At 68.8% G+C, this 12,936-nt stretch carries 12 protein-coding genes; 4 read left to right on the top strand and 8 right to left on the bottom strand.

Annotation, left to right across the window (positions count from 1 at the left end; translation table 11 throughout):
- Nucleotides 1-8: 8 nt before the first annotated feature.
- From ACYVKL_RS05360 to ACYVKL_RS05340, 5 genes are all read right to left on the bottom strand, one after another.
- Complete coding sequence (locus tag ACYVKL_RS05360) at nucleotides 9-1,355, bottom strand: LLM class flavin-dependent oxidoreductase (RefSeq protein ID WP_379174352.1); 1,347 nt, start codon at nucleotides 1,353-1,355, stop codon at nucleotides 9-11.
- Nucleotides 1,356-1,396: 41 nt separating this feature from the next.
- Nucleotides 1,397-2,263, bottom strand: coding sequence for an ABC transporter permease (locus tag ACYVKL_RS05355; protein WP_379174353.1), 867 nt, complete (start codon nucleotides 2,261-2,263; stop codon nucleotides 1,397-1,399).
- Nucleotides 2,256-3,092, bottom strand: coding sequence for an ABC transporter ATP-binding protein (locus ACYVKL_RS05350; protein WP_213555884.1), 837 nt, complete (start codon nucleotides 3,090-3,092; stop codon nucleotides 2,256-2,258). The genes ACYVKL_RS05355 and ACYVKL_RS05350 overlap by 8 nt, the downstream gene beginning before the upstream one ends.
- Entirely contained in the window at nucleotides 3,089-4,168 is a 1,080-nt protein-coding gene (locus ACYVKL_RS05345) for an ABC transporter substrate-binding protein (protein WP_379174354.1), read from the bottom strand. Before ACYVKL_RS05345 ends, ACYVKL_RS05350 begins: the two co-directional genes overlap by 4 nt.
- Nucleotides 4,169-4,333: 165 nt before the next feature.
- Entirely contained in the window at nucleotides 4,334-5,080 is a 747-nt protein-coding gene (locus ACYVKL_RS05340) for an IclR family transcriptional regulator (protein ID WP_379174355.1), read from the bottom strand.
- Nucleotides 5,081-5,547: 467 nt separating this feature from the next.
- Between ACYVKL_RS05340 and ACYVKL_RS05335 the strand changes: the two genes are divergently transcribed.
- Complete coding sequence (locus ACYVKL_RS05335) at nucleotides 5,548-5,889, top strand: transglycosylase family protein (protein ID WP_379174356.1); 342 nt, start codon at nucleotides 5,548-5,550, stop codon at nucleotides 5,887-5,889.
- Between the two features lie 79 nt (nucleotides 5,890-5,968).
- Here the strand turns inward: ACYVKL_RS05335 and ACYVKL_RS05330 are convergent, their stop codons facing one another.
- Nucleotides 5,969-6,766: an ABC transporter ATP-binding protein gene (locus ACYVKL_RS05330; RefSeq protein ID WP_379174357.1), complete on the bottom strand. Its 798-nt coding sequence runs from the start codon at nucleotides 6,764-6,766 to the stop codon at nucleotides 5,969-5,971.
- On the bottom strand, nucleotides 6,763-7,068 hold the full coding sequence (locus ACYVKL_RS05325; protein ID WP_379174358.1) for a hypothetical protein: 306 nt from the start codon (nucleotides 7,066-7,068) through the stop codon (nucleotides 6,763-6,765). Before ACYVKL_RS05325 ends, ACYVKL_RS05330 begins: the two co-directional genes overlap by 4 nt.
- A 148-nt stretch (nucleotides 7,069-7,216) precedes the next feature.
- On the opposite strand from ACYVKL_RS05325, the gene ACYVKL_RS05320 reads away from it, so the two are divergent.
- A complete protein-coding gene (locus tag ACYVKL_RS05320; protein ID WP_379174359.1) occupies nucleotides 7,217-7,852 on the top strand; it encodes a TetR/AcrR family transcriptional regulator in 636 nt (211 codons plus the stop codon).
- A 32-nt stretch (nucleotides 7,853-7,884) separates the two neighbouring features.
- On the opposite strand, the gene ACYVKL_RS05315 is transcribed toward ACYVKL_RS05320, so the two are convergent.
- Nucleotides 7,885-8,580: a TVP38/TMEM64 family protein gene (locus tag ACYVKL_RS05315; protein ID WP_379174360.1), complete on the bottom strand. Its 696-nt coding sequence runs from the start codon at nucleotides 8,578-8,580 to the stop codon at nucleotides 7,885-7,887.
- 168 nt (nucleotides 8,581-8,748) lie between these two features.
- On the opposite strand from ACYVKL_RS05315, the gene ACYVKL_RS05310 reads away from it, so the two are divergent.
- Both ACYVKL_RS05310 and scpA read left to right on the top strand, forming a co-directional pair.
- Nucleotides 8,749-10,581: a methylmalonyl-CoA mutase family protein gene (locus ACYVKL_RS05310; RefSeq protein ID WP_379174361.1), complete on the top strand. Its 1,833-nt coding sequence runs from the start codon at nucleotides 8,749-8,751 to the stop codon at nucleotides 10,579-10,581.
- Between the two features lie 2 nt (nucleotides 10,582-10,583).
- Nucleotides 10,584-12,842 carry a methylmalonyl-CoA mutase gene (gene scpA, locus ACYVKL_RS05305; RefSeq protein ID WP_379174362.1) on the top strand — a complete coding sequence of 753 codons (2,259 nt, stop codon included), beginning with the start codon at nucleotides 10,584-10,586 and terminating at the stop codon, nucleotides 12,840-12,842.
- The last annotated feature ends 94 nt before the right edge of the window (nucleotides 12,843-12,936 follow it).

Genomic DNA, 12,936 nt, shown 5'->3' with positions numbered 1-12,936 from the left:
TTCTGAGGTCAGGCGGTGGCCTGGGTGCGGACGGGAGCGAACTGGCTTTCCACCGGGGCGAGGCCGTAGTGGCCGCGCAATGTGGTGGCGGTGTAATCGGTGCGGAACAGGCCGCGCTGCTGCAGGATCGGCACCACCTGGTCGACGAAGTCCTCGAGCCCGCCGGGCAGGTAGGGCGGCATGATGTTGAAGCCGTCGGCCGCGCCCTGCTCGAACCAGGTCTGCAGGTCGTCGGCGATCTGTTCGGGCGTCCCAGCGAGGGTGCGGTGGCCGCGGCCGCCGCCGAGCTTGCCGATGAGCTGGCGCACGGTCAGCTCCTCCTTCTCGGCGAGCTCCTTGACGAGGGTGAATCTGCTCTTGCCGCCTTCGATCTCGCTTTCCGGCGGCAGCGGCGGGAGCGGTGCGTCGAGGGCGTGCTCGGTGAGGTCGACGCCGAGCAGTCCCGACAGTTGCCGCAATGCGTAGTCGGGGGAGATGAGGTCGGTGAATTCCTGTTCCAGGGCCCGGGCTTCGGCCTCGGTGCCGGCGATGAACGGCACCAGGCCCGGCAGCACTTTCAGCTCGTCGGCCGACCGTCCGTACTTGGGCAGCCGCGCCTTCAGTTCCCGGTAGAACGCCTGCCCTTCGGCGAGGGTGCGCTGGGCGGTGAAGACGGCCTCGGCGTGGCGGGCCGCGAATTCCTTTCCGCTCTCCGAGGATCCGGCCTGCACGAGCAGCGGCCGCCCCTGCGGGCTGCGCGGGGAGTTCAGGGGGCCGCGCACCCGGAATCGTTCGCCGCGATAGTCGATGGTGTGCACCCGGTCCGGGTCGGCGAAGACGCCGGTCTCCGGGTCGAGCACCACCGCGTCGGATTCCCAGCTGTCCCACAGCTGTACGGCCAGATCGACGAACTCCTCGGCCCGCTCGTAGCGGCGGGCGTGTTCGGGGATGGCGTCGAAGCCGAAGTTGAACGCCTCGTCCTCGCTGCCCGAGGTGACGATGTTCCAGCCGGCCCGGCCGCCGCTGATGTGGTCGAGGGACGCGAATTTGCGGGCCAGATTGAACGGTTCGTTGTAGCTGGTGGAGGCGGTGGCGATGAGGCCCACGTGTTCGGTGGCGGTGGCGATGGCCGCGAGCAGGGTGATCGGCTCGAACACCGTGAGCGCATTGCGTTTGATGCGCGGTCCCACCGCGAGCCCGTCGGCGAAGAACACCGAGTCGAGCTTGCCGCGTTCGGCAATGCGGCCCAGTTCCTGGAAGTGCCCGACTTCGAGTACCTGGTGTTCGCGGGTGCGCGGGTGCCGCCAGGCGGCTTCGTGGTGGCCGACGCCCATCAGGAAGGCGTTGAGGTGGAAGGTCTTGCGGGGGTTGGACATAGGGGAGTGATCCTTCGACGGTTTTCGGAAGCGGCGGCGACTCAGTGCGCGCGCCAGCGGGACAGTCGGCGCTCGATGGCCACGAGCACGCCGTTGTAGGCGAGCCCGACCAGGGCGATGGCGACGATCCCCGCGTACATGTCCGGAATCTGGAAGTTCTGCTGGGCGGCGGTGATCAGGTACCCGAGCCCGGCGCGCGCCCCGAACATCTCCGCGGCGATGAGCACCAGGATCGAGCCCGAGGCCGCCATCCGGATACCGGTGAAGATGGACGGCACCGCGGCGGGCAGGATCACCTTCTGGAACAGCCGCAAAGGTGAGAAGCCCAGTGAGACAGCCGATTTGATGAGCAGCGGGTCCACTGTGCGCACGCCGCTGATGGTGTTGAGCAGGATCGGGAAGAACCCGGCGTACACCACCAGCGCGATCTTGGAGGTCTCGCCGATGCCGAGGATCAGGATGAACACCGGCAGCAGCGCGAGGGCGGCGGTATTGCGAAACAGTTCCAGCACCGGGTTCAGAAACTCCGCGACCGGCCGGTACCAGGCGATCGCCACACCGACCGGGATCGCGGTGAGCAGTGCGATGGTGAATCCGATGAGCGAGCGGGTCACGCTGGTGGAGGTGTGCTCCCACAGCTGTCCGTTGCGCACGAGTTCGAGTCCGGCCTGGACGACCGTGGAGAACGGCGGCAGGAAGACCTCGTCCACGAACCCCAGCCGGGGCGCGGCCTCCCACAACGCGAGGAAGGCTGCGATGACCAGTGCCGGTTTCCCGATCCGCCAGCCGAGCCTGCCGATCGCGGGAAGCACCACCGATGGTTGCCGCTGTGCTCGCGGCACCGCGGGTTGGGCGGTGCGCGACGGGATGTCGATGGCTGCGTCGGCCAGTTGTACGGCGCTAGACATGGGAACTCCTCCGATCGGCGGTGAGCGCGGCCTGCTCCAGGTCCTGGGCCCGCGCGACCTCGTCGTGCAGCAGCGACCACACGTGGTGGCGCAGTTCGCGGAACCGTTCGCTGGACCGGACATCCGGGTCCGCGGCCCGGTCGAGGTCGATGTCGACCACGGCCTTGATCCGTCCGGGCCGCGAGGTCAGCACCGCGACCCGCTGCCCGAGGTAGACGGCTTCGTCGATGCCGTGGGTGATGAACAGCACCGTCTTGCCGGTGGCCCGCCAGATCCGTAACAGCTCGTCCTGCAACGATTCCCGGGTCTGGGCGTCGAGCGCGGCGAACGGCTCGTCCATCAGCAGCACCTCCGGATCGAAGGCGAGGCTGCGGGCGATCGCCACCCGCTGCTTCATGCCGCCGGACAGTTCGTGCGGATAGCGGTTGCCGAACCCGGCCAGCCCGACCAGTTCCAGATACTGTTCGGCGAGGTCGCGGCGGGCGCGGCGGGGAATGCCCTTGGCCTCCAGGCCGAATTCGATATTGGCCCGGGCCGTGCGCCAGGGCAGCAGCGCGTACTGCTGGAACACGATGCCGCGATCCAGGCCCGGCCCGGTGACGGGTGCACCGTCGAGCAGGATCTGGCCGGCGGTCGGCTTGTCCAGACCGCCGAGCAGATCGAGCAGGGTGGACTTGCCCGAACCGCTGGGCCCGACCAGGACCAGGAATTCGCCGTCCCGGACATCGACGGAGATGTCGGAGAGCGCGGTGAGGGGCTCCGCCTCGCCGCGGACGGGGAACTCCTTGCGGACCCCCGACAGTGCGAGTTTGACTGCGGTGGCACTCATTTCGCCACCGCCTCGCCGCTCGGCCCGCCGGTCGCCGGGTACTTCCCGTTGGCGTAGGGATTGTCCTTGTTGGTGTAGAGATCCTTGGCGGCGAGCTTGCCCGCGGGCAGTTCGCCATTGCGGACCAGCCAGTCGATCCAGATCTGCAACTCCCGTTCGGCGACCACGCCGCCGGGGACCGGGATGCCGGAGCTCTTGTAGTACTGCAGCAGCGAGGTGTTCTCGTTGCGCCCGCGCTTGTGGATGATGTCGGCGAACCTGGCCACCACCTCGTCGCGAGGCGTGACCTGCAGCCAGCGGGTGGCGCGGGCGGTGCCCTGCACGAAGTCGGCCACCGCGTCGGCGTGCGACTTCAGGTAGTCGTTGCGGAAAACGTAGGTGCCGTAGTCGAACTGGCCGAACAGGTCCTTGTCCGTGTAGAGCGGATGCACCCCGCCCCGCCCGATGGCGGTGTCACGGAAGACCCCGCCCAGCGCGGCCACGTCGATCTGCCCGTTGCGCAGCGCCTCCTCGGTGTTCGCGGGCGGCAGCACGACCAGCTGCACCTGCTTGATCTCGGCGTCACTGAGCCCTTGATCGTGCAGCCACTGGCGGGTGATGAATTCGTGGTGTGCGCCCAGGGTGTTGACGCCGACCTTCTTGCCGATCAGATCGCGGGCCGAGGCGATGTGCGCGTCGTCGCGGACGAAGTAGCCGGTGAAGTTCAGTTCGTCGGCGCCGTAGGAGCTGAGGACGGAGGTGACGGGTGCGCCGCCCGCGATGAGTTTGATGACCGCGCCGTTGAAGGCGCTGCCGAACTCCACCTGCTTGGTGGCGGCGGCCTGGATATTGGCCGGGCCGCTGGTGGTGTCGCCCTCCCAGTGCAGGTCGATCTTGGTGAAGTAGCCGAGGTCGGCCGCGAGTTCGAAGGCCGAGACCTGGCCGGTGCTGCCTTGATAGCGCAGGACGGTCTTACCGTCGGCGGTGGTGCCCGCATCGGTCTTGGCGCAGCCGGTGAGCAGGACCACCGCGCTGGTGACGGCGATCGCGGCGGCGAGCGTGCGCCGCAGCCGCGCGGGGCGGAGAGGGAATGCCATGGGGGAGTCTTTCGGTGAATGTGTCTGTCGCACGGGAGGGTTCGAGGCGAGGACGACAACAGAGCCGCATGGTGGGTCCCTTTCCGGAGGGGCTGGGTGATCGGGAGTGCTCACATGCTGCGACGGCGCCGGGGGCCCGGCAACCGTCTTTTCACGATGTGGAAATCAGCGTGAGCGCAATTCGGCGGCGGAAAGCGCTGTGCCGCCGGTGGTTTGGAACAGCGGTGCGATCCGCCCCGCGGCGATGCGCATGGCGGGGACGACGGCGCGGACGAGTTCGCTGTCGAGCCGGGCCGCGCGGGCCTGCACCGCGAGCGCGCCCCGCACCTGCCGGTGCGGGCCGACGATGGGCACCGCGAGCGCGCGGATCGGATCCTCGGTCTCGATCAGCTCGGAGGCGAACCCGGTGCGCCGGACGCGGTCGAGGTCGAGGTCGGCGGCCGCGCGGGTGGGCGCATAGGCCAGCAGGGCGTGGCCGGCGGCGCTGGCGTGCAGGGACTGGCGCGCCCGCGGCACCTGGTGGTGGCAGAACGCGACGGGCGGGCGGGCCTGGAACACGGTGACGGCGTCGTGGTCGTCGATCAGGCTGACGCTGACCGTGATGCGGATGCCCGCCGCCAGCGCGTACAGGTGGGGCGCGACCTCGTCGAGACCGAGCCGGTCGAGGGCGGGCCGGGCCAGCGCGGCCAGCCCGTGGCCGATGCGATAGCGGTCGGTTCCAGGGTCCTGTTCCAGCAGTCCGCCGCGCACCAGGGCGCGGGCGAGCCGGTGGGTGGTGCTGATCGGTAATCCGGCGCGCTGGGCCAGTTCGCTCACCGAGAGTTCCGGATCGTCGCCTTCGAAGCAGTTCAGCACCTCTATCGCACGGTCGACGGCGCGCGCCCCGGATCGGGGTTCGTCGATGGTGGCCATGGTTCCTCCTGCGGGACCCGAAACGATGTTTCAGGAACTATCGCCAGGGGCCTGACCTGGGGCAACGGTTGCGCGCAGCGCGATCCGAGCCGGTCGGAGGGCAATAGCGGCTCGCGATCGTCTTGTCTGCGCTTTGTATTACGCGATTGGGGTCACTATTTACCCGTGACCTCGATCACAAATCGGGCGGTGAATACCAGAATTGTCATTACGCGACACTCCGCGACGAACTGCGTAAACGCATAAACTACGTCCGCAATCGTTTCGACAACTGATCGTGATCGGTACGTGATTTGCGGTGATCTTTCCGTTACCGTCGCTAGCGGCTCGGATTCACCCGGGCTCCAGCTCGAATCGACGAACACCGGCAAGTCCGTCCCACGATTCGAGAGCAACCGATACCCCTGGGGACGGGGACCCGCAGCGTGAAGCGCGGGCCGGCGGGCGCAGGGCGAGGAAACAAACTTATGCATCGCAACCGGAAGCTCACCACCCGCACCCGTATCGCTGCCGCCGCCGCGGCCATCGGCGCGCTCGTGTCCGTCCCGTTCGCGCTGTCGACGGCGACCGCCTCGGCCGCCTCGGGCAACTGGGATGCCGTCGCCAACTGCGAGAGCAGCGGCAACTGGGCCGCCAACACCGGCAACGGCTTCTACGGCGGCCTGCAGTTCACCCAGAGCACCTGGAACGCCTACGGTGGCGCCGGCAATGCCGCGAACGCCAGCCGCGAGGAGCAGATCGCCGTTGCGGAGAACGTGCTCGCCGGCCAGGGCCGCGGCGCGTGGCCCGTGTGTGGCGCCTACCTGTAAGACAGGTTCCGGCACCGTCGGAATGCGCAATGGCCCGTACCGCAACGACGCGGTACGGGCCATTGTTCTGTTCAGGGAGTTACGTGTGGGCCTCGTATATGGCTTTCGCCAATTCTGTTTTGAGGGCCTGGAATTCGGGTGTGGCCGTTACGGCTAACTCTCGGACACCGGTGGGGTCGTCGTTCGGCAGGACGATGTCGCGGTCCACGATGATCCGTCCCGGGCGGGCGCTCATGACCAGTACCCGGGTGGACAGGAATACCGCTTCCTCCACCGAATGCGTCACGAACACAATGGTTTTCCCGGCCTCGCGCCACAGTCGCAGCAGCTCGACCTGCAAGCGCTCCCGGGTCAGCTGATCGAGCGCGCCGAACGGCTCGTCCATCAGGATGATGCGCGGATCGTTGACCAGCACCCGCGCGATCTGCGCCCGCTGTTGCATGCCGCCGGACAACTCGTAGGGCCGTTTGCCGCCGAAGTCGGCGAGCCCCACCAGGTCGAGCATGCGCTCGGCGGCCGCGCGCCGCGTCTTCCTGTCCACACCACGACATTTCGGACCGAACTCGACATTGCCGCGGACAGTGAGCCACGGGTACAGAGTGGGGGCCTGGAAGACCACGCCGCGTTCGGGGCTCGGCCCGTCGATGGGATCGTGGCCGACGAGCAGGGTGCCGGCGCTGGGCGTGAGGAAGCCGCCGAGTAGTTGCAGCAGCGTGGTTTTGCCGCAGCCGGATGGACCGACGATGCTCACGAACGCACCGGGTTCGATGACCAGATCGGTGGGGGAGAGCGCGACGGTGCTGCCGGTCGGGGTGTCGTAGGTCTTGGACACCCCGGTCAGCACCACGCGGTCGCGCAGCTCGAGCGCCGCGGTCATTTCGCGCTGACCTTGGCGGCCGCCCCCGCGTAGACCGCCGCGGCATACGCCTCCGGCGTCGCCAGGCCCTGGATCTCGCCCTGGCTCAACAGGAAATCGGCCGAGGACTTCAGGTCCGCGCCCAGTTGCTTGCCCAGATAGGCGGGTCCGGCCTGGGTGGCCGCATCGAGGTAGCCGTATTCGCCCAGCTGCTTGCGGATATCGGCGACCGGGACGCCCAGCTGTGCGGCGATGTGGGTGGCCGCGGTGTCGGGTGCGGTGTTGATCAGGTTGACGGCCCAGTTCTGCGCCGCGGTCCACACCTCGAGGAAACGCGGGTTGGCCGTGACGAACTCGGTGCGCGCGCCGGCCAGATCGTAGGTCCCGCCCGGACCCGGTTCGCCGGTGGTCTGTGGTTCGGTCGTGACAGGTTGGTAGCGTGGTCGCAGAAAAACGATCGGGTGATCGGATGTGCGCAGCCTGGAGGACAGTGTGGTGACGGCCGGACGGCGTACTCAGGCCCAGCGTCGGGCCGAAACGCGAGAGGCGCTGATCGAGGCCACGATTCAGGCGATCGTCGAGAAGGGCCACGCCGGGGTGACGGTCAACGAGGTGTGCCGCCGGGCGGGTGTCTCGCACGGCGGCTTGTTCGGCCGGTTCGACTCGCTGTTCGATCTGGTGGCGGCCGCGGCCGCGGAGGTCGGCCGCCGCCAGATCGACGGCTTCGTCGCGAAGGTGGCGGCGCTGCCCGACCGGCGTGACATCGATGCGGTGCTGGCCATCTGGCTCGACGCGGCGCGGGATCCGATCAATACGGTGTGGCTGGAGCTGACGATCGCGGCCCGCACCGATGCGCAACTGCGCGAGCGTCTCTCGGTCGTGCGCGACGAATACGCCGCCGCCATGATGGCCGACGGCGGCTTGGCCGCAACCCGTGGACTGCCACCGGCTCAGAGCGTGGCCCTGGGGTCGATCGTGATCTTCTGCTTCGACGGTTTCGCGATCCACACCGGCACGTTCCCGCAGCCGGAGCTCGACGCGTTGCGGCTGGAAGCGATGACCGAGATGGTGCGGATGTATTTGAAGGCGCACCTGGTAAACGACTGAGCCGCAGCGCGGATGCGGTCGAGCAATAGTTGTCAGTCGCGGGCCGGGTCGACCGTCATGCGCGCGTCCACCATCAGCCCGATCACGCCCACCGCGAGGCAGGCGATGGTGAGGATCACCTGGGCGGGGGAGGTGCGGTTGGTCAGTGCGTCGCCGAGTAGCACGGTCCCCACCGTGCCCGGGATGATGCCGAGGAAAGTGGCCGCCAGATACGGTGTGAACCGGATGGACGACAGTGCGGCGCAATAGTTCACGATCGAGAACGGCGCGAACGCGATTAGCCGTAGCGAGCCGATCGCCAGCCAGCCGCGCCGTTCCAGCCGGGCGTCCACCGCCTGCACCGTGGGGTGGGTGAGCCGGGCCCGGACCCGCTCGTGATCGAGCGCGCGCACCAGCCACAACGCCAGTACCGCAGACAGAGTCGTGGCCGTGACGGCCAGCGTCAGACCCTCCGCGGAGCCGAACAACATGCCCGCGCTGAGCGTGAATATGGTGCGCGGGAACGGGGCCACGCACACCAGGGTGTGCACCGCGAAGAACACCAGCGGCAGCGTCGGGCCGACCGAGTCGGCCCACTGCCGGATCTGTTGCGGCGCCGGGTGCGGTGCGAACGCCGCCAGCGCGAACAGCAGCCCGCAGCCGATCAGCAAGGCCAGGGTGCGGGGTTGGCGAAGGCGGCTGAGCAGCCCGGATACGCGCTCCAGCGGCGAGCGCACGGTTGTTGGCACCGCGCCAGGTTACCCGCTGGTAGCGAGACTCCGGAGACGGCAATCCCGGGGGTGCCGCTAGCATCAGGGGAAAGACGAGGAATGCTCGTTAACCAAAGTGACCGTTGATCTGCGCGAATGCCAGTCCAGCGGTCATTCGGTCAGGGAGTGGAAGAAGGACACGCAGCTATGCCGATTGCTTCCGACTCGGACACCGATCCGGTGCCCGAGTATGCCGCCTGGCGCAAGGGTGTCGCCGGGGTGCTGGCGAAGGCCCGCAGGGTGGATGCGAGCGAACTGCCGGACGAGCCGGAGAAGCTGCTCGCGGTCACGACCTATGACGGCCTGACCGTCAACCCGCTCTACACGCGCCGCGACGAACTGCCCGAGCAGCCGCTGCCCGGGCAGTTCCCCTACGTGCGTGGCGGCGACGCCACCCGCGACGTGCACCGCGGCTGGTTCGTGAGCCAGAAGTTCGCCGGCGCCGACGCCAAGGCCGTCAACGCCGACATCCTCTTCGCGCTCGACAACGGCGTCAGCGCCGTCCAGCTGGGTGTCGCCGAGCGCGGCGTCCCGGTCGAGGGCCTCGCCACCGCGCTGAAGGGTCTGCTGTTCGAGCTGGCCCCGCTCACCCTGGACGCCGGTCCGGCCGCCAATGAGGCCGCCGCCCAGCTGTTCTCGGTGCTCGACGCCTACGCGGCCGCGAACACCAAGACCCTCGCCAACCGCGAGGACATTCGCGTCTCCCTCGGCGCGACCCCGCTGACCAGCCTGTTCGCCGGCACGTCGGCGATCGACCTGGACGGGGCGGTCGCCCTCGCCCAGCAGGCGGTGGCCCGGCCGGAGACGGTTCGCGCGATCACCGTGTGCGGCATCGCCTTCCACAACGCCGGCGCCTCCGACGCGCAGGAGCTGGGTGCGGCCGTCGCCGCGGGCCTGGAGTACCTGCGCTCGCTCACCGACGCCGGCGCCGACATCGTGGATGCGCTGGGGCAGCTGGAGTTCCGCTTCGCCGCCACCGACGACCAGTTCGAGACGGTCGCCAAGTTCCGTGCCGCCCGCCGCCTCTGGGCGCGCGTCGCGCACGTGTGCGGCGCCCCCGCCGCGGGCAACGCCCCGCAGCAGGCCGTCACCTCCGCGGCCATGATGAGCCAGCGTGACCCGTGGGTGAACATGCTGCGCACCACGCTCGCCGCGTTCGGCGCGGGCGTCGGCGGCGCCGACATCGTCACCGTGCTGCCCTTCGACGCCGCCCTGCCCGCCGGGGAACTCGAGGTGTCGCAGGCGTTCTCCGAGCGCATGGCCCGCAACACCCAGCTGCTGCTGCTCGAGGAATCCCGCCTCGGCCACGTGCAGGACCCGGGCGCCGGCTCCTGGTACGTGGAGTCGCTCACCGATGAACTCGCCGCCAAGGCGTGGGAGTTCATGCAGGAGATCGAGGCCGCCGGCGGCTACCTGGAAGCCCTGCAGTCCGGTCTGCTGGCCGAGCGCATCGGCGCGACCAAGGCGCAGCGCGATTCCGATGTGGCGCACCGCAAGACGGCCGTCACCGGTGTCAACGAATTCCCGAACCTGGGCGAGAAGCCGCTGTCGGAGGCCGCGCGCGCCGACCGGGCCTCCCGCTACGGCGCCGCCTTCGAGGCGCTGCGCAACCGCTCCGACGCCTACCTGGCCGCCAACGGCGCGCGCCCGCAGGTGCGACTGGTTCCGCTGGGCCCGGTGTCGGAGAACAATGTTCGTGTCACCTTCTCCACCAACCTGCTGGCCTCCGGCGGTATCGAGGCGGTCACCGAGGCCGGCCCGTCGATCGCCGTGCTGTGTGGCTCCGACAAGCGTTACGGCACCGACGCCGCCGCGGCGGTGGAGGAATTGCGGGCGGCCGGTGTGACCACCGTGCTGCTGGCCGGACCGGAGAAGGCCGTCGCGGACCTGACCGGTGCGCAGCGTCCGGACGGTTTCGTGACGGCGCGCATGGATGCGGTGGCGGCTCTGTCCGGTCTGCTGGAGAAGCTGGGAGCGTAGAGATGAGCGATATCAAGCACCGGATCGGCAATTTCGCCGAAGTACCGCTGACCGAGGGCGACACCGCCCCCGCCGAGGTCGGCGCCGCGCAGGTCGAGGACTTCGTCAAGGAAGCCGCGACCGCCAATCACTATGCGCCCGAACAGCTCACCTGGTCGACCCCCGAAGGCATCGACGTGCCGCCGGTGTTCACCAAGGCTGATCGTGACGCCATCGTGGCCGAGGGCTACCCCCTCGACAGCGTCCCGGGCATCGCGCCGTTCCTGCGCGGTCCCTACCCGACCATGTACGTGAACCAGCCGTGGACGATCCGCCAGTACGCGGGCTTCTCCACCGCCGCGGACTCCAACGCCTTCTACCGCCGCAACCTGCAGTCGGGTCAGAAGGGCCTGTCGGTCGCCTTCGACCTGGCCACGCACCGTGGCTACGACTCCGACCACCCGCGCGTCACCGGCGACGTGGGCATGGCCGGTGTCGCCATCGACTCCATCCTCGACATGCGGGAACTGTTCGATCAGATTCCGCTGGACCAGGTGTCGGTGTCGATGACCATGAACGGCGCGGTGCTGCCGATCCTGGCGCTCTACGTCGTCGCCGCCGAAGAGCAGGGCGTCGGGCCCGAGCAGCTGGCCGGAACCATTCAGAACGACATTCTGAAAGAGTTCATGGTCCGCAACACCTACATCTACCCGCCCGAGCCCTCGATGCGGATCATCTCCGACATCTTCGCCTTCACCTCCGCGAAGATGCCGAAGTTCAACTCGATCTCCATCTCCGGCTACCACATCCAGGAAGCCGGCGCGACCGCCGACCTGGAGCTGGCCTACACCCTCGCCGACGGCGTGGAGTACATCAAGGCCGGTCTGGCCGCGGGCATGGAGGTCGACAAGTTCGCGCCGCGCCTGTCGTTCTTCTGGGCCATCGGCATGAACTTCTTCATGGAGGTCGCCAAGCTGCGCGCCGGGCGTCTGCTCTGGAACGAGCTGGTCGCCAAGTTCGAGCCGAAGAACTCCAAGTCCCTTGCGCTGCGCACCCACTCGCAGACCTCGGGCTGGTCGCTGACCGCGCAGGACGTGTTCAACAACGTCGCGCGCACCTGTGTCGAGGCCATGGCCGCCACCCAGGGCCACACCCAGTCGCTGCACACCAACGCACTCGACGAGGCGCTGGCGCTGCCGACCGACTTCTCGGCTCGCATCGCCCGCAACACCCAGCTGCTGATCCAGCAGGAGTCCAACACCACCCGTCCGGCGGACCCGTGGGGTGGCTCGTACTACGTGGAATGGCTGACCCACCAGCTGGCCGAGCGCGCCCGCGCCCACATCGCCGAGATCGAGGCGCACGGCGGTATGGCGCAGGCGATTTCGGAAGGAATTCCGAAGCTGCGCATCGAAGAGGCCGCTGCCCGCACCCAGGCGCGCATCGACACCGGCCAGCAGCCGGTGATCGGCGTCAACAAGTACCTGGTCGAGGAAGACACCCCGATCGAGGTCCTCAAGGTCGAGAACTCGCGCGTGCGCGCCGAGCAGAACGCCAAACTGGAAAAGCTGCGCGCCGAACGTGATTCGGTTGCGGTCGAGCAGGCCCTGGCCGAGCTGACCCGCGCGGCGGCCTCGTCCGAGGGCGGCATGGAGAACAACCTGATGGCCCTGGCCATCGCGGCGGCCCGCGCCAAGGCCACCGTCGGTGAGATCTCCGATGCGTTGGAGAAGGTCTACGGCCGCCACCAGGCCGAAATCCGCACGCTCTCCGGTGTCTACCGCGAGGAGGCCGGCAAGGTGACCAACATCAGCAAGGCCATCGAACTGGTCGAGGCGTTCGCCGAGGCCGAGGGCCGTCGCCCCCGCATCCTGATCGCCAAGATGGGTCAGGACGGCCACGACCGCGGCCAGAAGGTGATCGCCACCGCGTTCGCCGACCTCGGCATGGACGTGGATGTGGGCCCGCTTTTCCAGACCCCCGAAGAGGTGGCGCAGCAGGCGGCAGACAACGACGTGCACGTCGTCGGTGTCTCGTCGCTGGCCGCAGGCCACCTTACGCTGGTGCCCGCTCTGCGGCAGGCACTGGCCGATGTCGGCCGTCCCGACATCATGGTCACCGTCGGCGGCGTCATCCCGCCCGGTGACTACGACGAGCTGTACGCGGCGGGCGCGGCGGGCATCTTCGGCCCCGGCACCATCATCGCCGACGCCGCGATCGACCTGATCAACAAGCTGGCCGCGCAGCTGGGCCACGAGATCGGCTCCGGCGCAACGGAATGAGCGACGCCGCACGCGCGACCGAGGGTGGCGGCGACCACCCTCGGCTCGGCACCACCGCCGGCGTCGGTGTCCCCGGACCCGGCCCCGGCGTCCG

This window comes from Nocardia tengchongensis (assembly GCF_054781395.1).
This window is presented reverse-complemented; position numbering and strand designations above follow the sequence as displayed.

What these genes read in the sequence shown, in the direction of transcription:
- ACYVKL_RS05360 (WP_379174352.1), bottom strand. Translation starts at nt 1,355, where the DNA reads ATGTCCAACCCCCGCAAGACCTTCCACCTCAACGCCTTCCTGATGGGC.
- ACYVKL_RS05355 (WP_379174353.1), bottom strand. Translation starts at nt 2,263, where the DNA reads ATGTCTAGCGCCGTACAACTGGCCGACGCAGCCATCGACATCCCGTCG.
- ACYVKL_RS05350 (WP_213555884.1), bottom strand. Translation starts at nt 3,092, where the DNA reads ATGAGTGCCACCGCAGTCAAACTCGCACTGTCGGGGGTCCGCAAGGAG.
- ACYVKL_RS05345 (WP_379174354.1), bottom strand. Translation starts at nt 4,168, where the DNA reads ATGGCATTCCCTCTCCGCCCCGCGCGGCTGCGGCGCACGCTCGCCGCC.
- ACYVKL_RS05340 (WP_379174355.1), bottom strand. Translation starts at nt 5,080, where the DNA reads ATGGCCACCATCGACGAACCCCGATCCGGGGCGCGCGCCGTCGACCGT.
- ACYVKL_RS05335 (WP_379174356.1), top strand. Translation starts at nt 5,548, where the DNA reads ATGCATCGCAACCGGAAGCTCACCACCCGCACCCGTATCGCTGCCGCC.
- ACYVKL_RS05330 (WP_379174357.1), bottom strand. Translation starts at nt 6,766, where the DNA reads ATGACCGCGGCGCTCGAGCTGCGCGACCGCGTGGTGCTGACCGGGGTG.
- ACYVKL_RS05310 (WP_379174361.1), top strand. Translation starts at nt 8,749, where the DNA reads ATGCCGATTGCTTCCGACTCGGACACCGATCCGGTGCCCGAGTATGCC.
- scpA (WP_379174362.1), top strand. Translation starts at nt 10,584, where the DNA reads ATGAGCGATATCAAGCACCGGATCGGCAATTTCGCCGAAGTACCGCTG.